At 31.4% G+C, this 21,825-nt stretch carries 23 protein-coding genes; 13 read left to right on the top strand and 10 right to left on the bottom strand.

What is annotated here, in order from left to right; all coding sequences use genetic code 11:
- On the top strand, positions 1–915 hold a 915-nt coding region (locus AJ932_RS01475), incomplete at its 5' end, for a methyl-accepting chemotaxis protein (protein ID WP_002934477.1).
- A gap of 120 nt (positions 916–1,035) precedes the next feature.
- On the opposite strand, the gene AJ932_RS01470 is transcribed toward AJ932_RS01475, so the two are convergent.
- Genes AJ932_RS01470 through ilvE form a run of 4 tightly spaced genes read right to left on the bottom strand, consistent with a single transcriptional unit; the run spans position 1,036 to position 4,100 of the window.
- A complete protein-coding gene (locus AJ932_RS01470) occupies positions 1,036–1,545 on the bottom strand; it encodes a DUF2393 family protein (protein WP_002861050.1) in 510 nt (169 codons plus the stop codon).
- The gene (locus tag AJ932_RS01465) at positions 1,545–2,075 is read right to left on the bottom strand and encodes a DUF2393 domain-containing protein (protein ID WP_002861051.1); all 531 of its coding nucleotides are present in this window, start codon (positions 2,073–2,075) and stop codon (positions 1,545–1,547) included. Before AJ932_RS01465 ends, AJ932_RS01470 begins: the two co-directional genes overlap by 1 nt.
- A 12-nt stretch (positions 2,076–2,087) precedes the next feature.
- Complete coding sequence (locus AJ932_RS01460; RefSeq protein ID WP_070233696.1) at positions 2,088–3,173, bottom strand: prohibitin family protein; 1,086 nt, start codon at positions 3,171–3,173, stop codon at positions 2,088–2,090.
- Positions 3,174–3,185: 12 nt separating this feature from the next.
- Positions 3,186–4,100 carry a branched-chain-amino-acid transaminase gene (ilvE, locus tag AJ932_RS01455; RefSeq protein WP_044780359.1) on the bottom strand — a complete coding sequence of 305 codons (915 nt, stop codon included), beginning with the start codon at positions 4,098–4,100 and terminating at the stop codon, positions 3,186–3,188.
- 173 nt (positions 4,101–4,273) lie between these two features.
- Here ilvE and AJ932_RS01450 point away from each other — a divergent pair, with 173 nt between their 5' ends.
- The 12 genes from AJ932_RS01450 to AJ932_RS01395 all read left to right on the top strand — a co-directional run bounded on the left by AJ932_RS01450 (position 4,274) and on the right by AJ932_RS01395 (position 15,671).
- Positions 4,274–4,480, top strand: coding sequence for a 4-oxalocrotonate tautomerase family protein (locus AJ932_RS01450; protein ID WP_002860331.1), 207 nt, complete (start codon positions 4,274–4,276; stop codon positions 4,478–4,480).
- On the top strand, positions 4,477–4,932 hold the full coding sequence (gene bcp / locus AJ932_RS01445; RefSeq protein WP_070278334.1) for a thioredoxin-dependent thiol peroxidase: 456 nt from the start codon (positions 4,477–4,479) through the stop codon (positions 4,930–4,932). Before AJ932_RS01450 ends, bcp begins: the two co-directional genes overlap by 4 nt.
- Positions 4,932–6,023, top strand: coding sequence for an epoxyqueuosine reductase QueH (locus AJ932_RS01440; protein WP_070278333.1), 1,092 nt, complete (start codon positions 4,932–4,934; stop codon positions 6,021–6,023). Before bcp ends, AJ932_RS01440 begins: the two co-directional genes overlap by 1 nt.
- 94 nt (positions 6,024–6,117) lie before the next feature.
- On the top strand, positions 6,118–6,558 hold the full coding sequence (gene fabZ / locus AJ932_RS01435) for a 3-hydroxyacyl-ACP dehydratase FabZ (protein WP_052949480.1): 441 nt from the start codon (positions 6,118–6,120) through the stop codon (positions 6,556–6,558).
- Entirely contained in the window at positions 6,558–7,349 is a 792-nt protein-coding gene (lpxA, locus tag AJ932_RS01430) for an acyl-ACP--UDP-N-acetylglucosamine O-acyltransferase (protein ID WP_002921686.1), read from the top strand. The genes fabZ and lpxA overlap by 1 nt, the downstream gene beginning before the upstream one ends.
- Positions 7,342–8,565: an ATP-dependent Clp protease ATP-binding subunit ClpX gene (gene clpX, locus AJ932_RS01425; RefSeq protein ID WP_002860329.1), complete on the top strand. Its 1,224-nt coding sequence runs from the start codon at positions 7,342–7,344 to the stop codon at positions 8,563–8,565. Before lpxA ends, clpX begins: the two co-directional genes overlap by 8 nt.
- Before the next feature lie 11 nt (positions 8,566–8,576).
- Entirely contained in the window at positions 8,577–9,617 is a 1,041-nt protein-coding gene (locus AJ932_RS01420; protein WP_002851700.1) for a rod shape-determining protein, read from the top strand.
- Entirely contained in the window at positions 9,607–10,356 is a 750-nt protein-coding gene (gene mreC, locus AJ932_RS01415) for a rod shape-determining protein MreC (RefSeq protein WP_070278332.1), read from the top strand. The genes AJ932_RS01420 and mreC overlap by 11 nt, the downstream gene beginning before the upstream one ends.
- Before the next feature lie 260 nt (positions 10,357–10,616).
- Positions 10,617–13,883 carry a carbamoyl-phosphate synthase large subunit gene (carB, locus tag AJ932_RS01410; RefSeq protein WP_070278330.1) on the top strand — a complete coding sequence of 1,089 codons (3,267 nt, stop codon included), beginning with the start codon at positions 10,617–10,619 and terminating at the stop codon, positions 13,881–13,883.
- Positions 13,880–14,731 (top strand): DNA-methyltransferase, encoded by an 852-nt coding sequence (locus AJ932_RS01405; protein ID WP_070278328.1) that lies wholly within the window; start codon positions 13,880–13,882, stop codon positions 14,729–14,731. Before carB ends, AJ932_RS01405 begins: the two co-directional genes overlap by 4 nt.
- A complete protein-coding gene (locus AJ932_RS01400) occupies positions 14,728–15,249 on the top strand; it encodes a PD-(D/E)XK nuclease superfamily protein (protein ID WP_070233690.1) in 522 nt (173 codons plus the stop codon). The genes AJ932_RS01405 and AJ932_RS01400 overlap by 4 nt, the downstream gene beginning before the upstream one ends.
- A complete protein-coding gene (locus tag AJ932_RS01395) occupies positions 15,249–15,671 on the top strand; it encodes a hypothetical protein (protein WP_002861062.1) in 423 nt (140 codons plus the stop codon). Before AJ932_RS01400 ends, AJ932_RS01395 begins: the two co-directional genes overlap by 1 nt.
- Here the strand turns inward: AJ932_RS01395 and AJ932_RS01390 are convergent, their stop codons facing one another.
- From AJ932_RS01390 to AJ932_RS01365, 6 genes are read right to left on the bottom strand one after another with little or no spacing between them, the layout of a single operon-like run.
- Positions 15,672–16,649: a transaldolase gene (locus AJ932_RS01390; protein WP_070233689.1), complete on the bottom strand. Its 978-nt coding sequence runs from the start codon at positions 16,647–16,649 to the stop codon at positions 15,672–15,674.
- Positions 16,649–17,272 (bottom strand): phosphoserine phosphatase SerB, encoded by a 624-nt coding sequence (gene serB, locus AJ932_RS01385; RefSeq protein WP_070233688.1) that lies wholly within the window; start codon positions 17,270–17,272, stop codon positions 16,649–16,651. Before serB ends, AJ932_RS01390 begins: the two co-directional genes overlap by 1 nt.
- The gene (locus AJ932_RS01380) at positions 17,272–17,793 is read right to left on the bottom strand and encodes a chemotaxis protein CheW (RefSeq protein WP_002826355.1); all 522 of its coding nucleotides are present in this window, start codon (positions 17,791–17,793) and stop codon (positions 17,272–17,274) included. The genes serB and AJ932_RS01380 overlap by 1 nt, the downstream gene beginning before the upstream one ends.
- Before the next feature lie 4 nt (positions 17,794–17,797).
- Entirely contained in the window at positions 17,798–20,107 is a 2,310-nt protein-coding gene (locus tag AJ932_RS01375) for a chemotaxis protein CheW (protein ID WP_070233687.1), read from the bottom strand.
- Between the two features lie 3 nt (positions 20,108–20,110).
- The gene (locus AJ932_RS01370; protein WP_002934096.1) at positions 20,111–21,067 is read right to left on the bottom strand and encodes a chemotaxis protein; all 957 of its coding nucleotides are present in this window, start codon (positions 21,065–21,067) and stop codon (positions 20,111–20,113) included.
- Positions 21,060–21,818, bottom strand: coding sequence for a UDP-2,3-diacylglucosamine diphosphatase (locus tag AJ932_RS01365; RefSeq protein ID WP_350223087.1), 759 nt, complete (start codon positions 21,816–21,818; stop codon positions 21,060–21,062). Before AJ932_RS01365 ends, AJ932_RS01370 begins: the two co-directional genes overlap by 8 nt.
- Positions 21,819–21,825: the final 7 nt, after the last annotated feature.

Below are 21,825 nucleotides of genomic sequence, written 5' to 3'. Positions count from 1 at the left end.
ATCAACGAAAACATCCTTGCTACTAAAAAAGGTTTAGAACAAGACAATCAAGCTGTTAAAGAATCAGTTCAAACCGTATCAGTTGTAGAAGGTGGTAATTTAACAGCAAGAATTACTGCTAATCCAAGAAACCCACAACTTATTGAACTTAAAAATGTTCTAAATAAACTTCTTGATGTTTTACAAGCTAGAGTAGGTTCTGATATGAATGTTATTCATAAAATATTTGAAGAATACAAAAGCTTAGATTTTAGAAATAAAATCTCTAATGCTTCAGGAAGTGTTGAATTAACTACTAATGCTTTAGGCGATGAAATAGTTAAAATGCTAAAACAAAGTTCAGACTTTGCTAATGCTTTAGCTAATGAAAGTGGAAAATTACAAACTGCTGTTCAAAGCTTAACCACTTCTTCAAATTCTCAAGCTCAATCTTTAGAAGAAACTGCAGCAGCTTTAGAAGAGATCACTTCTTCTATGCAAAATGTTTCAGTTAAAACTAGTGATGTTATCACTCAATCTGAAGAGATTAAAAATGTTACAGGTATCATAGGTGATATTGCAGATCAAATTAATCTTCTAGCTTTAAATGCAGCTATTGAAGCTGCACGTGCTGGAGAACATGGTAGAGGCTTTGCTGTTGTGGCTGATGAAGTTAGAAAACTAGCTGAGAGAACTCAAAAGTCTTTATCTGAAATAGAAGCTAATACTAATTTACTTGTTCAATCTATCAATGATATGGCAGAAAGTATTAAAGAACAAACTGCAGGTATTACTCAAATCAATGATAGCGTAGCACAAATTGATCAAACTACTAAAGATAATGTTGAAATTGCTAATGAATCAGCTATTATTTCTAGTACAGTAAGTGATATAGCTAATAATATCTTAGAAGATGTTAAGAAGAAGAGGTTTTAACCTTAGATAACTAGCTAAAAAGCTAGTTATCTCTATAAAATAATATATGTTTAATTCTTTAAGATTTAATGAAATGTGATATAGACAAATTCTAATTATTAATATTAAGTATTTTCTAAATCAAATACATTTTAGAGTGTGATAAAATTCAGGGTTATCAAAACTTGGAGGAAAAGGAACACTGGCTCTAAATTCTTTATAAGTATTACCCGGAAGTTTGTCTATAATTTCTATAGTGTAAGAAACACTTGTATTTTGCATTTTGGCATTGCGAATATTTTTATCATTGAAAATTTCTCCCCCTACTTTTTTTTGGTTTAATATGCTAAGTATCAAATAGCATTTTCTGATTTCAAATTTAGTAAGATTTTGAACCTTTCCGCTCACGATAACACTTTCATGTCTTAGATCTCTTGTATAGGTTAGTTTGCTAAGATCGGCTTGAGTGGTGAATTGATTGATTGTTAGAAAAATAGAATATATCAAAAGTGCGGTAAAAATAGTAGCTATGGTATAAGAAATTAAAGCCATTTCTTTCTGTTTGACTTTTAGAAAGATTAAAATACAAATCAAGGCAAAGCAAATAAGTAAAATGATAAAAGCTATAATATGGAAAATCGTAAAATGCATTAAAAACACTCCGAAACTAAGCGTATGGTATAGTTATTTTCATAGTTAAAATTTTCAAAAGCAATTCTTTGAACTTGGGTTGCGTTTTTCTTTAGATCTTTAATTTCTCTACTTTTTTGTCTAAAAGGGATAAATTTCTTTTTATATTCTTCTATGATATTATCATTAGGTATTTTATCCGCAAAAATTTTAGCTGTAATTTTACATTCTTTAAAATTATTTTTTGAATTATTTGTAATGTTAAAATCAACAATTAAATCATTTGAGCTTTGTATTATTTTTTGATCCGTAATAGCGGTTTTTCGAGTTCTTACTTCATTGTCTATTAGTTTATACCCATAGATATAAACTAAAAAACAAATAATAATATCAAATGCAATAATAAAAAGTGCTGCTATAGGTCTATGGCGTAAAAATACACAAAGAAGTAAAACACAAGTGAAGAGAAAAAAAACTAATAAAATCAGCATATAATCCACTAAATATAAATGAGTAGTGTAAAAAAGCACGATTTCTCTTAGTTTTTCCACTTGCGTATCCTTTTAGTTCATGTTGGCAGAACTTTGCTTTTTAGTATCTTTGGTATCAACCCAAATGTTTGGTACTGCTCCACCTGGAGTTAAGAAAATTTTAGCATCTTGATTGACTTTTAAAGCTTCATTAAATTCTTTTTGAGTTTCAATTTGCTTTAAATTTAGTAAAGGAGTGTTTAAGCTGTTTGCGATTTCTTTATTAGAATAAGCTTGTGCATCTGCTTCTATTTTAACAGCCATAGCTTTACCTTTAGCACTAATTATGGTTGCGTTTGCTTCCCCTTCAGCTAAGGCGGCTTTTTTTAAGGCTTCTTGATTAGCTCTTTCTACTTCATACTTAGTTCTTTCAGCTTCTTGTTTTGCAATTTGTACGCGTTCGATTTGCTCTTTTACTTTTGAAGGTAAAATAATTTCTCTAAGTTGTACAGCACGAAGTTCTACAGGTTCATTTGGTTGAGCTTCTATAGTTTTTCTTATGCCTTCTTCTATTTGAGCGGCTATTGTATTACGATTAGTAGGAAGTTCCTCGGCTGTATATTTTCCTACAACACTTCGCACTACATCACGAACAACTGGATCGATAATTTTATTTTCCCAATTTAAGCTCCAAGTAGCTATGGTTTGAGGAACTTGCAAAGGATTTAAACGGTATTGCACTGTAACATCAATAGATACAGGCAATCCACGAGAGTCAAGTACAGAAATACTATTTTTATTAATAACACCTGAACCTGAAGATAAATTTTCATTACTTCCCTCTATAGAAGCATAGTTGATTTGTCTTACTCTAGTATCGATTATGGTTATTTTTTGTACAAAAGGCAAGAAAAAGTGAAGTCCTGGTTCTAATGGATTTGGGTCATATTTACCTGTTGTTGATTTAATACCCATTTCTCCAGAATTTATTACCATAAAAGGTTTTGCAACGATTAAAAATAAGATAATAATAATCACCCCATAAATAAGCGGAGAAAATTTTCCAAAACCTTTAAAATTAAATTCTGGTGCTTTGAAATTGAAATTTTGACGGTTGTTTCCGTTATTATTAGAATTTCCATTTTTTTTATTGAAATAATCATTCAAATCAGCTGGCATTTATTTCCTTTTTTAAATATAAGTTAGCATAGATGCGTATTTTTGATTGCGTCCATAAACTACATCAAAATAAGCATCTTGAAGTTTTTTAGTTACAGATCCTCTTAAACCATTTCCTATTATTCTTGCATCAATATTGTTAATAGGTGTGATTTCAGCGGCTGTTCCGGTAAAAAATGCTTCATCAGCAGTATAAACTTCATCTCTTGAAATTCTTTGGCGAAGCACAGTGACACCAAGATCATGAGCGATTTTAAGCACTGTATCTTGAGTAATGCTTTTTAAAGAAAAATCATTTGGAGGTGTGATTAAAACCCCATCTTTTACAATAAAGAAACATTCTCCTGTTCCTTCTGCGATAAAACCTTCTTCATCAAGCATTAAAGCTTCTTCATAACCTGCTTCAATAGCTTCAAATTTTGCAATTTGAGAGTTAAGGTAATTCGCGCTTGCTTTAGCTTTTCCCATGCATGATTTAACACTATTTCTTGCAAAAGACGAAATTTTTACTTTTATGCCTTTTTCTAAGCCTTCTTCTCCAAGGTAAGCGCCCCATTCCCAAGCTGCAATTCCAACTCTTACAGGAGCTTTTATATGATAAAGTCCCATAACTCCATCGCCTAAAAAAATCAAAGGGCGGATATAGACATTGCTTTTAAAATTGTTTGCTTTTAAGAGTTCAATTTGTGCATTTTCAAGCTCTTTTTGAGAAAAAGGACAATTTAAAAGAGTAATTTTTGCAGACTCTAAAAGTCTTTTGGTGTGATCTTCAAGTCTGAAAATTGCTAAGCCTTTATCTGTTTTATAGGCTCTAGTTCCTTCAAAAACAGCATTGCCATAATGTAAAGAATGGGTTAAAAAGTGTAAAGTTGCATCTTTAAAATCAACTAATTTTCCATCCATCCAAATTTTATCTGCTGAGATCATTTTTTACCTTTTATAGTTGTTTATTTCTTAAAAAATATTATTTTAAGAATAAATCGGGATTTTATCAAAAATATACTAACAATAAGCTTTTATTAAATTAAGGTTTTTTGTTAAAAAAAATATTAGGTATTTTTTGAAATAATTATAAAAAATTATCGTTAAAAAGGAGAAATATGCCATTAGTAAATATTAAATTAGCAAAGCCGTCTTTAAGCAAGGAACAAAAAGCGGAGCTTATAGCTGATATTACCAAACTTTTAAGCACGAAATATAATAAAAGTAAAGAAAGAGTTGTGGTGGTTTTAGAAGATGTAGAAAATTATGACATAGGCTTTGGTGGAGAAAGCGTTGAAGCTATCAAAGCAAAGGCAAGTAAATGAGTTTAAACATAGGAGATAAAGCACCTCAGTTTGAGCTTTTAAATCAAGATGGGGTAAAAATAGCATTAAAAGATTTTATTGGCAAAAAGGTGATTTTGTATTTTTATCCAAAAGATAATACTCCAGGTTGCACTACAGAGGCTTGTGATTTTAGTGCAAATCATGATAAATTTGGTGGTAAAAATGCAGTGATTATCGGTATTAGTCCTGATAGCGTGGCAAGTCATGAAAAATTTATCTCTAAATTTGATTTAAAGCATATTTTACTTAGTGATAGTGAAAAAGAAGTTGCTAAAGCTTATGGAGCTTGGGGGATTAAGAAAAATTACGGAAAAGAATACGAAGGTCTTATCCGATCTACTTTTGTTATCGATGAAACAGGTAAGATTGCTCAAATTTATAGTAATGTTCGTGTAAAAGATCATGCTTTAAAAGTACTTGAAAGTCTTTAATGTTAGTGCATATTTGTTGTAGTGTGGATAGTCATTATTTTATTGAAGAACTTAGAAAGACTTATCCTGATGAAAAAATCATAGGGTATTTTTATGATCCAAATATTCATCCTTTAAGCGAATACGAACTAAGATTTTTAGATGTAAAAAGATCTTGTGATAAACTTGGTATTAAGTTATATAAGGGCGAGTATGAGTATGAAAAATGGCTTAATGCTGTGCGTGGTTATGAAAATGAGCCTGAAAAAGGTGCAAGGTGTGAAATTTGTTTTGATGTAAGAATGGGATCTAGTGTTAAATTTGCTGCTAAAATAGGAGAAAAAAAGCTTACTACTACGCTTTTAACCAGCCCTAAAAAAGATTTAGAACAGTTAAAAAATGCTTTACAAAAAGAATGTGAGCCTTATGGAGTAGAGTTTTTAGCCCCTGATTTTCGTAAAAATGGCGGCACTCAAAGGCAGTTTGCTTTAGCAAAAAAAGAAATGCTTTATCATCAAAACTATTGTGGTTGTATTTATGGGCTTAAAAAACAAAAACAAGATAAGAATTTCATTGATGAGTTAATGTCTCCTGTAAATAAGCAAATTTTACCTGCAAGTATAGAAGCAAGAATAGCTCTTTATAAAAAAGTAGTTTTATGGGAAAAAAAAGGTATAAAATTTGAAATTTTAAGAGAGAAATTTTTAAATTATCGTCTTTTAAGTGCTTTAATAAAATTAGATAAAAAGCCTGTTAAATCTCATATTTTATTTTATTCGCATTTTAAAAACGCTTATACAAGATTTTCTTTGGATGAGGAAAATTTAAAACAAAATTTAAAAGAAGGCTTTTATAGAAGCACTAAAGATGAAATGGTTTTTGTTGAATTTTGGCGTTTTAATGCATTTTTTAAAAACAAATGGAAAAATTTTGAAGATTTTTTAAAAAGACCTTTGAGTGTGCAAGCAGAAATTAAATGGCGTAATAAATTGTTTGGAACTTATAATCTTAGCCCTATTATCATCCTTGAAAATATTTTACCTTCAAGATATGAAGTGATAGCAAAAAGTGAAATTTATCATGATAATCAAGAGGTGCTTGTAGAAATTTAAGAAATTTATTAAGAAAAACTTTTTTTGTTAATGTAATTTTTAATGATTTTTTTATATAATAAAATTTTTAATTGTTTTCAAGGTTAATTTAATAATGATAGATGTAATGCAAATTCAAGAAATCTTACCACACCGTTATCCTTTTTTACTAGTAGATAAAATTACAGAATTAAAAGTTAAAGAAGTGGTTCGAGGATATAAAAACATTAGTATAAGTGACCATGTTTTTATGGGACATTTTCCAGAACATCCTATTTATCCTGGAGTTTTGATTTTAGAAGGTATGGCTCAAACAGGCGGAGTTTTAGCTTTTGAAAGTATGGAAGATAAAGTGGATCCAAAAAGTAAAGTAGTTTATTTCACAGGCATAGATGGAGCAAAATTTAGAAATCCTGTGCGTCCTGGAGATAGGCTTGATTATGAAATGAGCGTGGTTAAAAATCGTGGCAATATGTGGATTTTTAAAGGGCAAGCTTTTGTAGATGGAAATTTAGTTGCAGAGGCCGAGCTTAAAGCTATGATAGTGGATAAATAATGAAAAAAATTCATCCAAGTGCGGTGATTGAAGAGGGTGCACAACTTGGTGACGATGTTGTAATAGAAGCTTATGCTTATGTAGGTAAAGATGCTAAAATAGGTAATGATGTTGTCATCAAACAAGGTGCTCGAATTCTTTCAGATACAACTATAGGCGATCATTCTCGTGTATTTTCTTATGCTATAGTAGGCGATATTCCTCAGGACATATCTTATAAAGAAGAGCAAAAAAGCGGTGTTGTTATAGGAAAAAATGCAACTATTAGAGAATTTGCAACGATAAATTCAGGTACAGCTAAAGGAGATGGTTTTACTCGTATAGGCGATAATGCTTTTATTATGGCTTATTGTCATATTGCTCATGATTGTCTTTTAGGTAATAATATTATTTTAGCTAATAATGCAACTTTAGCAGGACATGTAGAGCTTGGAGATTTTACGGTTGTAGGCGGGCTTACACCTATTCATCAATTTGTCAAAGTAGGCGAGGGTTGTATGATAGCAGGAGCAAGTGCACTTTCTCAGGATATAGTACCGTTTTGTTTAGCAGAAGGAAATCGTGCAAGTATTAGAAGTTTAAATTTAGTAGGTATTCGTCGTCGTTTTGATAAAGATGAAGTAGATAGACTTAGCAGAGCTTTTAAAACTTTATTTAGGCAAGGAGATTTAAAAGAAAATGCTAAAAATTTGCTTGAAAATCAAGAAAGTGAAAATGTTAAAAAAATGTGCCATTTTATATTAGAAACAAAGCGCGGAATTCCTGTCTATAGGGGTAAAAATAATGCCTAGAAAATGTAGTTTTTGCAATGAAGTGGAGAATCCACAAAGAAGAATTTTAGCAAATGAAAATGATGATGCTTTTATTTGTGAATATTGCGTTGAAGGTGCTTATAGTATTATTTATGGAGAAGAAAAAGAATTTAAAGAACCTAAACAAAGCCATAATACAGAATTTAAAGATATCACTCCAAAAGAATTAAAAGCTTATTTAGATCGTTATGTCATAGGGCAAGATAGAGCTAAAAAAGTTTTTAGTGTTGGAGTATACAATCATTATAAAAGACTTTTTAAAGCCGAACTTCAAGATGATGATACAGAGCTTTTTAAGTCAAATATTTTACTTGTTGGGCCAACAGGAAGTGGAAAAACTTTATTGGCACAAACTTTAGCTAAATTTTTAGATGTACCTATAGCAATTTGTGATGCAACTTCTTTAACTGAAGCAGGATATGTAGGTGAGGATGTGGAAAATATTTTAACACGTCTTTTACAAGCTGCAGATGGAGATGTGCAAAGAGCTCAAAAAGGTATAGTTTTTATTGATGAGATTGATAAAATTGCTAGAATGAGTGAAAATCGTTCTATTACTCGTGATGTAAGTGGAGAGGGTGTGCAACAAGCTTTACTTAAGATTATCGAAGGAAGTTTGGTAAATATTCCACCAAAAGGGGGAAGAAAACATCCAAATCAAGAGTTTATACAAATTGACACTTCAAATATTTTATTTGTTTGTGGTGGAGCTTTTGATGGTTTGGAAACTATTTTAAAAAGAAAACTTGGCGATAAAGTTGTGGGCTTTTTTGATGATGCAAAAGAAGAAAATAAAGCTTTACTTGAGAAAATTGAACCTGATGATTTGGTGCATTTTGGTTTGATTCCTGAGCTTATAGGTCGTTTGCATGTGATTGCATCTTTAAATGAGCTTAATGAAGAGGATATGGTAAGAATTTTAACTGAGCCTAAAAATGCCATTATTAAACAATATCAAAAGCTTTTTGCTATTGATGGGGTAAATTTAAAATTTGAAGAAGATGCTCTAAGAGCTATCGCACAACTTGCATTGGAGAGAAAAACAGGGGCTAGGGGACTTAGAAGTATTATAGAAGAAATGATGGTAGATTTAATGTTTGAGTTACCAGAGTATAAAAATTATGATATTGTAATAACTAAAGAAGTTGTTAAAGACAATGCAAAGGCATTATTAATAAAAAGAAAAATAAGTTAAAAAGGATAGAAATGATATTAGATCAACTTATAGGATTTTTTTCTAGTGATATGGGGATTGATTTAGGAACAGCTAATACACTAGTTTTGGTAAAAGATAAGGGTATAGTGATAAATGAGCCTTCTGTTGTGGCAGTTGAAAGAGAAAGGTATGGTTCCAAAGCAAAAATTTTAGCCGTAGGTAAAGAAGCTAAAGATATGGTGGGAAAAACTCCAGGCAATATCGAAGCTATTCGTCCTATGAAAGATGGCGTGATTGCAGATTTTGATATGACTGAAAAAATGATCCGCTATTTTATAGAAAAAACACACCGTAGAAAAAGTTTTTTACGCCCTAGAATTATCATTTCTGTTCCTTATGGTTTAACTCAAGTAGAAAGAAAAGCGGTAAGAGAAAGTGCTTTAAGCGCAGGTGCAAGAGAGGTATTTTTGATTGAAGAGCCTATGGCAGCAGCTATTGGTGCAAGTTTACCTATACAAGAGCCTAAAGGAAATTTGGTAGTAGATATAGGGGGCGGAACTACTGAAATTGGAGTGATTTCTTTGGGTGGACTTGTGATTTCAAAGTCTATTCGTACGGCTGGAGATAAGCTTGATATGAGTATAGTTAATTATGTAAAAGAAAAATACAATCTTATCATAGGTGAAAGAACAGGCGAAGAGATCAAAATCACTATAGGTTCAGCAATACAACTTCCAAAAGAGCTTTCTATGGTGGTAAAAGGACGCGATCAAGTAAGTGGACTTTTAAGTCGTATTGAACTTACAAGCGAAGATGTAAGAGAAGCGATGCGTGAGTATTTAAAAGAAATTGCTGATGCTTTAAAAATGGTTCTTGAAATGATGCCGCCTGATTTAGCAAGTGATATAGTAGAAAATGGTGTAGTTTTAACAGGTGGCGGAGCATTGATTCGTGGTCTTGATAAATACTTAAGTGAAATTGTACGTTTGCCAGTTTATATCGCAGATGAACCGCTTTTAGCTGTAGCAAAAGGAACAGGTAAAGCTTTAGAGGAAATTTCATTATTGCAACAATTAACCAATGAAGAATAAGATTTTTTATGTTCTTGTCTTAGCCTTTTTGGTTTTTATATCTTTTTATTATGGAGGACTTATTAAGCAAAATGTTCTCCGTGTTAATGATTTTGTTATAGGTAATTTTTATAATATTAAAGATTATTTGGGAGAAAAAATTTCAGAACACTTTAATCAAGCAAATCAAATTCAGCAACTAAAAGCTAGAAATAAAGAATTAGAAGATATTGCTGTAAAGGTAACTAGTTTTGCAAATCAATTAAATCGTATTTTAGAGGATCAAAATTCTACAAAATATTTACCTCAAGTTTCTTTAACTAGAGTTATTTCTTATGTTCAATTGAATGATTATAAAAAATTATGGTTAGATTGGAGCAAAATTCCCGTTGGTAAAAACCGTGGTTTGATATATCAAGGATATACTGCAGGTATAGCTATTAATAAAAATGGTAGAGCAATGGCTCTTTTACAAGGTGATGATCAGTGTGTTTTTTCTGTTTATATAGGAAAATCCAAAGCTCCAGGTTTAATCCAGGGTGAAGATGGCAGGATTGTGGTTAAATTTATTCCAAAGTGGGCGAAAATTAATGTCGGAGATGAAATTTTAACAAGTGGACTTGATAATATTTTCTTTTCAGATATACCTGTCGGTATTGTGAATAGAGTTAATGATGAAGATATGTATCAAAGTGTAGAAGTAAAGCCTTATGTTAAGATTAGTATTCCTGCTTATTTATATGTAGTTGATAATTTATAAGTCAAGGATTAGACTTTTTAAAAATTTTCTATATTTTTGCTAATTATTATAACTTTGTTTAATGCTAAAAATTTTGTTAAATTATCAAATAAATGTTTATAATTGAATGAGAATTTTATAAAAAATCTTAAATTTCTTTATGTATTATTTCCTAGATTAAAAGCAGAGTGTTTATTTTTTAAAATTATATCGATAATTTCAAAGTTTATAAAACTAATTTTTGTTATAATCAGCCCAAATTTATGCTCTTAGGAAAATTTATGCCAAAACGAACAGATATTAAAAGCATTTTACTTATAGGAAGTGGTCCTATTGTGATAGGACAAGCTTGTGAATTTGATTATTCTGGAACTCAAGCCGCAAAGACTTTAAAAGAATTAGGATATCGTGTAGTATTAATCAACTCAAATCCTGCAACCATCATGACAGATCCCGAATTTGCAGATGCGACTTATATAGAACCCATAACAAAAGAAAGTATTTTAAGTATTATTAAAAAAGAAAAAATTGATGCAATTTTACCAACCATGGGTGGACAAGTAGCGTTAAATGTTGCTATGGAAGTTTATGAAAGTGGACTTTTAGGAGATGTGAAATTTTTAGGTGCAAACCCTGAGGCGATTAAAAAAGGTGAAGATCGTCAGGTCTTTAAAGAATGCATGAAAAAAATCGGCATGGATTTACCAAAATCGATGTATGCGTATAATTATGATGAAGCTTTAAAAGCTGTAGATGAAATTGGCTTTCCTTTGATGATCCGTGCTTCTTATACTTTAGGAGGTGCTGGAAGTGGTGTGGTTTATAATATGGACGAATTTAAAGAACTTGCCAATACTGCTTTAGCTTTATCGCCTATCCATGAAATTTTGATTGAAGAAAGTTTGTTGGGTTGGAAAGAATATGAAATGGAAGTTATGCGTGATAGAGCGGATAATTGTATCATAGTTTGTAGTATAGAAAATATCGATCCTATGGGAGTTCATACAGGAGATAGTATTACAATAGCTCCAGCATTAACTTTGACGGATAAAGAATATCAAGTTATGCGTAATGCTTCTTTTGCTATTTTGCGTGAAATTGGCGTAGATACAGGCGGAAGTAATGTGCAGTTTGCTATCAACCCAAAAAATGGAAGAATGATAGTTATAGAAATGAATCCAAGAGTTTCAAGATCAAGTGCTTTAGCTTCTAAGGCAACGGGCTATCCTATAGCAAAGGTTGCGACACTTTTGGCAGTAGGCTTTAGTTTAGATGAGATTAAAAATGATATTACAGGAACTCCTGCATCTTTTGAGCCTGTGATTGATTATATTGTAACAAAAATTCCTCGCTTTACTTTTGAAAAATTTCCAGGGGCAAACACAACTTTAGGTACAGCTATGAAAAGTGTGGGTGAGGTGATGGCTATAGGACGTACTTTTAAAGAAAGTATACAAAAAGCACTTTGTTCTCTTGAGCGCTCTTTGAGTGGTTTTGATAGAGTAAAATTTGAAGATAGAAATGATCTTGTTTTTAAAATTCGCAATGCCAATGAAAAGCGTTTACTTTATATTGCTCAGGCTTTTAGGGAAGGTTTTAGTGTAGAAGAACTTCATGAGCTTTGCAAAATAGATCCTTGGTTTTTAACACAGATTAAAGAAATTGTAGATTTTGAAGAGCAAATTGATATGGATATTTTAAACAATAAAGCTCTTTTGAGAAAAGCAAAAACTATGGGCTTTTCAGATAAAATGATAGCCTTGCTTGTAAATTTGAAAGATAATTTAGAATTAAGCCAAAATGATATTTATTATGCAAGAATGAAGCAAAAAATCATCGCAGAATTTAGTGAAGTGGATACTTGTGCGGGTGAATTTGAAGCCTTAACTCCTTATCTTTATTCAAGTATCAATGTAAGCGAACTCACTCAAAGTAAGAGTGAAACTAGGGATAAAAAAGAAAAAAAAGTGATGATTATAGGTGGGGGGCCAAACCGCATAGGACAAGGTATAGAATTTGACTATGCTTGCGTACATGCTTCTTTTGCGCTTAAAGATATGGGTATTAAAACCATTATGTATAATTGTAATCCTGAAACCGTTTCGACTGACTATGATACAAGTGATATTTTGTATTTTGAACCTATTGATTTCGAACATTTAAGAGCGGTGATTGAGCGTGAAAAACCTGATGGAGTGATTGTGCATTTTGGTGGACAAACTCCTTTGAAATTTGCTAAGCGTTTGAGTGCTTTTGGAGCTAAGATTATAGGTACTAGTGCAAGAGTAATTGATATGGCAGAAGATAGAAAGAAATTTGCCGAATTTATTACAAAGCTAGGTATTAATCAGCCAAAAAATTCTACCGCGACAAGCGTAGAAGAAGCGGTGCTTAAGGCTAGTGATATAGGATATCCTGTGCTTGTAAGACCAAGTTATGTTTTAGGTGGGCGTGCGATGCGTGTGGTAAATGATGAGTCTGAACTTAGACTCTATATGCAAGAAGCTGTGGATGTGAGTGATAAAAGTCCTGTTTTGATCGATCAGTTTTTAGACAATGCTACAGAAATTGATGTTGATGCGATTTGTGATGGCAAAGATGTTTATATGGCAGGAATTATGGAGCATATAGAAGAAGCAGGAATTCATTCAGGCGATAGTGCTTGTTCTTTACCACCTTGTAATATCGATGAAAAAATGCAAGAATTTATTGCACAAAAAACCGCAGATATTGCTTTAAATTTAGGAGTTGTAGGGCTTTTAAATATACAATTTGCTTTACATAATAATGAGCTTTATATGATAGAAGTAAATCCTAGAGCTAGTCGTACTGTGCCTTTTGTTAGTAAAGCTACGGGTATTCCTTTAGCAAAAGTGGCAACGCGTGTGATGTGGCAAGGAAATTTAAAAGAAGCTTTAAAATTTTATGATACTTTCAAAGTGGTTAATTTTGATACTAAAATTTTACGCCCTAAAACTCCAAAATATATGAGTGTAAAAGAAGCAGTATTTCCATTTGCAAAACTTAGCGGAAGTGATTTAGAATTAGGCCCTGAAATGCGTTCAACGGGTGAAGTTATGGGTATAAGCAAGGATTTTGCAAATTCTTATGCAAAAAGTCAAATCGCATCGTTTAATCATCTTCCAGAGCAAGGCGTGGTATTTATCTCCTTAAAAGATAAGGATAAAAAATATACCAAAAAAATCGCCGCAGAATATGTAAAGCTTGGCTTTAAACTTATGGCAACTGGGGGAACTTGTAAGGAAATTTTAGAAAGTGGTTTTGAGTGCGAACTTGTACATAAAATTTCAGAAGGACGCCCCAATGTTGAAGATAAATTGAAAAATGGGGAAATTCATTTAGTTATCAATACAAGCGATAGTCACAGTTTTAAAGGTGATACGAAAAAAATTCGTGAAAATATCATTCGTTTTAAAATACCTTATTTCACAAATTTACGTTCGGCTTTAGCAGGTGCAAAATCGATTAAAGCTATACAAAACGAAAGTTATTTAGAAGTAAAAAGCTTGCAGGAGTATCTTAAGTGAATTTAAAAGAAAAGTTTATTTTCGCTAGCAAAGATAAAAATTTTACCCTTTATCAAAATGATTGTAATAAATTATTGCCCAAATTTGAAAAACAATTTGATTTGATTTTTGCTGATCCGCCTTATTTTCTTTCAAATGATGGTTTAAGTATTCAAAATGGTAAAATAGTTAGTGTAAATAAAGGAAACTGGGATAGGGGTGATGATATTGAAAAAATAGATAAGTTTAATTTAAAATGGCTATCTAATGCAAAAATAGCACTTAAAGATACTGGAAGTATTTTAATTAGCGGGACTTACCATAATATTTTCTCACTTGGTAGAATTTTGCAAAAACTTGATTTTAAAATTTTAAATATCATTACTTGGCAAAAAACAAATCCTCCGCCAAATTTTAGCTGTCGCTATCTTACGCATTCGACAGAGCAAATTATTTGGGCTAGAAAAAGTCATAAACATAAGCATATTTTTAATTATGAAATTTTAAGATTTTTAAACAAGAATAAACAAATGCGTGATGTTTGGGCTTTTAATGCTATTGCCCCTTGGGAAAAAACAAATGGAAAACATCCCACACAAAAACCTTTAGCCTTGCTTGCTAGACTTATTTTAATGGCAAGCAATGAAAGCTCATTAATCTGCGATCCTTTTAGTGGGAGTTCAACTACGGGCATTGCGGCGAATTTATTAAATAGAAAATTTATAGGTTTTGAGAAAGAAAGTGAATTTATTGAAATATCAATAGCTAGAAAAAAAGAATTAGAAAATAATTTTAATACTATTAAAAATAAAATTAATGATTTACGATTATTGGAAAAAAATAATTTATTTCAAGGAGATTATTTATGATTACAGGTGGAATTGGCGGAAGTAATACTCAAACTGGATTAGTATTTGAGGGAAGAGTGGATTTAGCAACCTTTTTGTCGCAACAAAATGGTTATACTCTTAATGAAAAACAAGAAGTCTTTTTTAATAATAAAAAAGTAGCAAGAATTTTTAAAAAACACAAGCTTTATGAATTTTTAGAAGAATTGAAAATTAATTGGAAAGAGTGCATTTCTAAAAAACTTTTGCCAGATGATAGTATTTATGTGATTATTAACAATACTTTGCATATTATTGAGTGTAAATTTCAAAGTGTGCCTGGATCTGTAGATGAGAAACTGCAGACTTGTGATTTTAAGAAAAAGCAATATCAAAAACTATTTTCTAGGGCAAATATCGAAGTAGAATATATTTATCTTTTAAATGATTGGTTTATGAAGCCTGAATATAAAGATGTTCTAGACTATATTATTAGTGTACGTTGTCAATATTATTTTGAGTATATTCCTTTGCAAAAATTAGGCTTACCAGTTCCTTGATGATTTATTTAGCTCAAACAGATACTACGGTAGGATTTTTAAGTAAAAATTTAGAAGAGATTAATGCTTTAAAAGGTAGAGGTAAAAATCAACCTTGCTTAATCACTTCTGCGAAATTTTGCGAGTTAAAAAGTTTAGCAAGAATTCCAAAATCTTTTAAAAATTTAGTACGTCGTTCTAAAAAAACAACTTTTATCTATCCAAATAATCAGGCCATTCGTATTGTGAAAGAGTGTAAACATGCGAATTTTTTAAGTAAAAATGGCTATTTTTATTCATCTTCGGCAAACAAGCATGGAAAAGAATTTGATGAAGAATGGGCTAGAAGTGTTGCTGATATAATACTTGATGAGAAATTTTTCGAAAATATCCCATCAAAAATATTAAAACTTTCAAAGAATAAAATGATAAAAATACGTTAATTAAAGAGCTTTTAAAATATCTTCAAAAGCAATACAAAATTGCTCTAGGCCATCACTTAATAAATCATTGCAAGCTTTTTCTCGTTCACTTTGAGAAATGATTTGATTAAGTTCTGTATAAATTTCAAAATTCATTAAAGGTTTTTTAAAATCCATTTTTCCTTTAAATACCTCTATTGCATCAAGAGGAGCAGTATTAACAGAATTCTCAAAAAGAAGTTCTTTGATATAATAGTCTTTTGGCAGATCATCTCCTTTAACTCCAGTGCTTGCAAACAAGGCGCGAATATTAGGTTCATTTTTTGAGTAGATATTGTTATAAGCTAAATTTGCATTTAAAATTCCAATACGATTTTGCTCTTTGGCTTTAGGATTTAAAAGTCTATCAAAACGACTTACAAAAATACTTATAACAGCTTGTGGTGTTCTAGTATTTTGTTCTTTTAAGGCTATATTGTTTTTTCTAAATTCGACTAAACCTGCATTTAAAGCTTCAAAACATTTTTGACTTTGTTCAAGAGAAAAAATTAAGGTAGCATTGACGCTAATACCATTTTTCATAAGTTCATACATTACTTCATAAGAAGCTTTTGTAGCTGGAATTTTAATCATTACATTTTCTTTGCTAATAGCACTATAAAGTCTTTTAGCTTCGCCTAAACTAAGAGTCGTGTTATCATGAAGTCTTGGATCTATTTCAATACTTATAAATCCATCGTTTTTTTGATAAAAAAGAGGAGCTAATTTATCGGCTGTTTTTTGAATATCGGAAATTGCTAATTCTTCATAAATATCTTTTGTTTTTTTTCCTTTTAATTTAAGAATTTTATCTTTATAAATCGGAGAATTTAAAATAGCATTTTTAAAAATAGCAGGATTTGAAGTAGCACCATTAATTCCATGTGATAATAAATTTAAAAATTCATTATCTAAAAAACTATTTTCTATAAAATCACACCAAAGAGAAAAATTTTTCATTATATTACCTTTATTATTTCTTTTAAGTCTTTTATATCTATGCAAATATCAGCTTGAGAACGTAAAATTTCTTTAGCACAAAATGCAATCTTTAATCCACTTTCATTAAACATTGCCAAATCATTTGCCCCATCGCCAACACACATCACTTCATCTGTTTTCAAATTTAAAAAGCTTTTTAATCGTTGTAGCATTAAGCCTTTTGAATTTGAAAACATCATTTCTCCACCAACTAGCCCTGTTAAAATGTCATTTTTATGATGCAGATAATTTGCAAAACCAAGGTTAATTCCAAGTTTTTGCATAGCAGGATCTATGCCTTCATGAAAACCACCGCTAAAAATAACAATTTGTATATTTTTAGATTTTAAATATTGGATAAGTTCATGTGCTCCATGCATTAGTGGAAATGTGCTACTTAATTCTAAAACTTTTTTATAAGACATACCTTTTAAAAGGCTTGCTCGTTTTTGAAGACTTTCGAAAAAATCAAGTTCTCCAGTCATAGCATGGCGGGTAATTTCGCTTGTTTGATCACCCTTGCCATGCGCTGTAGCTAAAATATCGATGGTTTCACCATCCATTAAAGTAGCGTCAAAGTCAAAAACACAAAGTTTAATCATTAAAATTCGCGTTTAAGTAAAGCTTCTACTTTGAGTATAGTTAAGATATTTTCATCTCTTTTTCCTATACCATAAATCATACCTTTGTCTTTAACTAAAGTTTCAGGTGGTGGATCGATTCTGTTTCTGTGAATTTTAATTGCTTCAGTTAATCTATCTATAACAAAACCAGCATTTCCTCCAACTCCAGTTCCATTTGTCTCACCCCTTAAAACAATATATCTTGTTTGAGGTGTCATTTTAGAACTCCCTAAATGAAAGCGTTGAGCTAGATCAATAAGTGGCATAACATTACCACGCATATTAAAAACCCCTAGAACATAATCAGGTACACTAGGAACTCTAGTATATTCTATAGGTTTGATGATTTCTTGTATATTAAGAATTGGAATCGCATACTCCTCATCTCCAACTACAAAGCCGACAAGTTGGATGATATCATCTTCTCTTTGATCGACATCAGGACCAGCCATCTGAGTTTGCTGTTTTTGCAAAATTTGCTCTAATTTTTCATTACTCATATTCTTATCCTAGTTTCAAATTTTTTCTAACCACATTTTCCAAGTATTCTGGAGAATAAGGTTTAGTGATATATTCAGTCATACCCACTTCAACACCTCTTAAGCGGTCAGTTTTACTTGTTCTTGAAGTAACTGCAATGAGTGGTAAGTTACGATATTTAGAATACTTTCTAATTTCACCAGCTAAGGTGTATCCATCCATTCTTGGCATTTCGATATCTATAAGCATTGCATCAATATCATGTTCGCCAGATTTTATAATATTCAATGCTTCAACACCATTTGTTGCTTCAACTAAACTAACTCCTAGTGGTTCTAAAGCTTTTTGCATTAAAGTTCTATCCATTTTAGAATCATCTACAATTAAGACTTTATAGTCACTTGGTTGTTCTTTGGGTTTTTTTGCACTTGATTCTAATTGCGCTTTAATATCAACTTTAATTTCTTTGGCCATATCCATCATAGCACCTACATCAATGATTAATGTCACTCTACCATCGCCACGGATTGTAGCTCCTGCTATACCTTGGATATTTTGTAAATAATCACCCATAGATTTAATAACTATCTCTTCTTGTCCTACAAGAGTATCTACTATAATACCAAGCTTGCTTTCTGCTACCCCTATAACAACGACATAAGTTTGATCGCCGCTTTCAAGGACTTGTTTAACTCCAAATACATCTGAAAGTCTCACAAGAGAAAGCACTTCATCTCTTAAGCGTAATACATTTTTACCTTCGATAGTATAGATATCATCAATTGGCACTCTAACTGTTTCAAGAACGCTTGCAAGTGGAATTGCATAGAATTCCTCTTGAGTTCCTACAAGTAAAGATTGAATGATTGCCAAGGTAAGAGGAATTTTAAGTTTAAACGAACTTCCTTTACCTAACTCACTATCAATTTCAATTACCCCATTTAGTTTTTCGATGTTGGTTTTAACAACATCCATTCCTACGCCACGACCTGAAACATTTGTTACTTTAGCCGCAGTTGAAAAACCAGGTTTGAAAATCAAAGCAAAAGCTTCTTTGTCTGTCATTTGATCTGCTTCTCTTTCGGTAATCAAATTTTTCTCTATAGCTTTTGCTTTTAAACCATTTGGATCAAGTCCTTTACCATCATCTGTAATTTCTACAACGATGTGATTGCCTTCATTATAAGCTTTAAGTTGAACTATACCTTTTTCAGGTTTTCCATTCGCTGCACGAGTTGCTGGATCCTCAACACCATGGTCACATGAATTTCTAATCATATGCATGATAGGATCGCCAATTTCCTCTACGATAGATTTATCAAGTTCAGTTTCTTCACCTGTAATTTCAAGTTCTATTTGCTTTCCTAATTCACGACTCAAATCACGAACAACTCTTGGAAATTTATTGAAAACTTTTGCTATAGGCTGCATTCTTGTTTTCATTACAGCAAGTTGAACATCGGTTGTAATGATACTTAGCTGACTTACGACTTGATTAAGCTCTTCAAGGAATTTTTCTCCTTCATAACGCTCTTCAACATCATCATAAATTTTAAGCAAACGGTTTTTGCCTAAAACAAGCTCCCCAATTAGATTCATTAAGTGATCTAATCTTTTTACTTCCACGCGTATGGTTTGATCCATACTGCTAGCATTGCTACCTGAAGCAGGAACCTTTTTCTCTCCACTTTCTGCAGGTTTATTTGCTGTATTGTTAGTCGGTTTAGGTGCTGCATTTGTTGTTTGTTTCTTTTGTGCACGACGAGCTTGATCTTCAGCTTTTCTAACTTTTAAAAGTCTTTCTATTTCAGCTTCAACTTCAGAATCACTTAATTGATTAACATCTACTTCAGGTTCAGGAGTAGTTGTTTCTTGTTTTGGTGCTTCTGGTTCTGCTTGTGGAGTAGATTTTTCATTTAAATCTGTTGCCTCAACAGGAGACTCTCCCTCTGAAATAGCTGTTAATCTTGCGCAAATTGGTTCTATGTCCATACCAATAGCAGTATCGTTGCCATTATCGCGAATAGAATTAAGTAGAGTTTTCATTCTATCAATAGACTCTAAAACTACATCCATGATATCTGGAGTTATTTTTAACTCGCCATGTCTTGCTTTGTTTAAAACATCTTCCATGTGGTGAGTTAACTTTGTTAAAACATCAAAATTTAAGAAACTTGATGATCCTTTAACCGTATGTGCAACACGGAAAATTCTATTTAATAATTCTAAGTCTTCTGGATTTGATTCAAGCTCTACTAAATCATGGTCGATTTGCTCAACAAGCTCAAAAGCTTCAACCAAAAAGTCTTCAAGTATTTCTTGCATATCTTCCATATTTTACCCCTGTTCTTGAGATTGATGTTTTTTAATAACCTTTGCAATTTCATTGAAGAAATCGCTAGCGTTAAATTTGACAAGATAGCCTTCTCCACCAGCTTCTTGAACACCTTTCTCATTCATAAATTCATTTGATAAAGACGAGTTAAAGACTATAGGAATATCTTTAAATCTTGGATCTTCTTTAATGCGTGCAGCAAAGTGGAAACCATCCATTTGTGGCATTTCGACATCGCTTACTATAATTTTTAAAGTATCATTTAAACTTTCACCATAAACTTGGCTTAATTCTTCTAATTTGTTTATGCCCTCTACGCCGTCTTTAGCTTCAACAACTTGAAAGCCCATCTGTTGCATCATTTCTTTGACGCGTTTTCTAGCAGTCATGCTGTCATCAAGTATAAGTGCTGTTCCAGTAAATTTTTCTATTTTTCCAAAATCTATATCTGTTTTTGGAGCGTAAATTCCTAAATCTTCAACAACACTTTCAAGATCTAAAATTAGCAACACTTCATCATTTTCAATGCGTGTTACACCTGTGATTTTACCTTTATCTAAAGCACCTGATCCTGTAGAAAAAGTTGCTGGTTCTATATCCTTCCAGTTTATTCTACGAATTCTTTTTGCTTCGTGAACTATAAAACCAATAAGAATATTGCTAAATTCAGTGATAATAACTCTAGGTTTTAGCATAGCGCTTTCTGGCTCAGTGATTTGCATCCATTTGGCAAGATTGACTACAGGTATAACCACTCCACGAAGATCAAAGATACCTTCGATGTAATCAGGTACACCTGGAAGTTCTGTAAGGCTTGGGATTTTTATAATTTCCCTTACCTTAGAAACATTTACACCATAAATTCCTTCATAGACTTTATCGTGTCCTTGCTTAAAGATACGGAAATCGACAAGCTCCATTTCATTTGAACCCGTTTTCACGATATTTTCATCAAACATTTTGACCCCTCAATTTCTGTTCTCGAAATTTGATTTCTTGTTGATATTCTACTACAAAAAAACTTCTCTCATATGCAAAACTAGCTAAGTTAAGATATTTAATGTTTTCTTTGTTGATTTGATGATTTTGATGATAGTGTCCTTCACATACCCAAAATCCTAAATTTTCATATCTTTCATATCTTTTTTTTGCTAAATTTTCAAAATCTTTTATTTGATAAAAAAGGTTTTTTTTGTTTTGATTTTGAAGAATTTTATTTGAAATAAAATTACAAGTAATAATATTTAAAAAATTCAAAAATATAAGCAAATAATGATTTCTTAATGTTTTAAGAGTAAATTGTAAAAGAGGTGGTAAAAAAATATCTCCGTGAGCTAATTTTATAAAAGCGTTATTTAAAACAAGATTATTACCTTTACTTGTATGCAAATTAAGCTTTATGGGTTGCTTTTGTAAGTTAAAAATTTTTACCCTTTTAAAAAAACAAGAAAGATTAAAATCATGATTGCCTTCTAAGTAGATAATTTCAATCTTTAAGGCCAATTCTTCTAAAAGTTCTATGTAAGGTTTAGCAAATTCATGCGTAGCAGAGATTTCACCTATAAGTAAATCAAAAATATCACCCATAAGTATGAGTTGAGGGGTGGAAATTTTACCTTTTTTTAAGATTTGTAAAAATTCCCAAAATCCCTTTCTCTGTTCATTTTCATGAGCATCCGCGATTAAAATCGCTCCATTTTGTAGTAAAATTTTTTAT

Origin of the sequence: Campylobacter sp. BCW_6873 (assembly GCF_001762365.1) — a bacterium.
Lineage (GTDB): Bacteria > Campylobacterota > Campylobacteria > Campylobacterales > Campylobacteraceae > Campylobacter_D > Campylobacter_D jejuni.
This window is presented reverse-complemented; position numbering and strand designations above follow the sequence as displayed.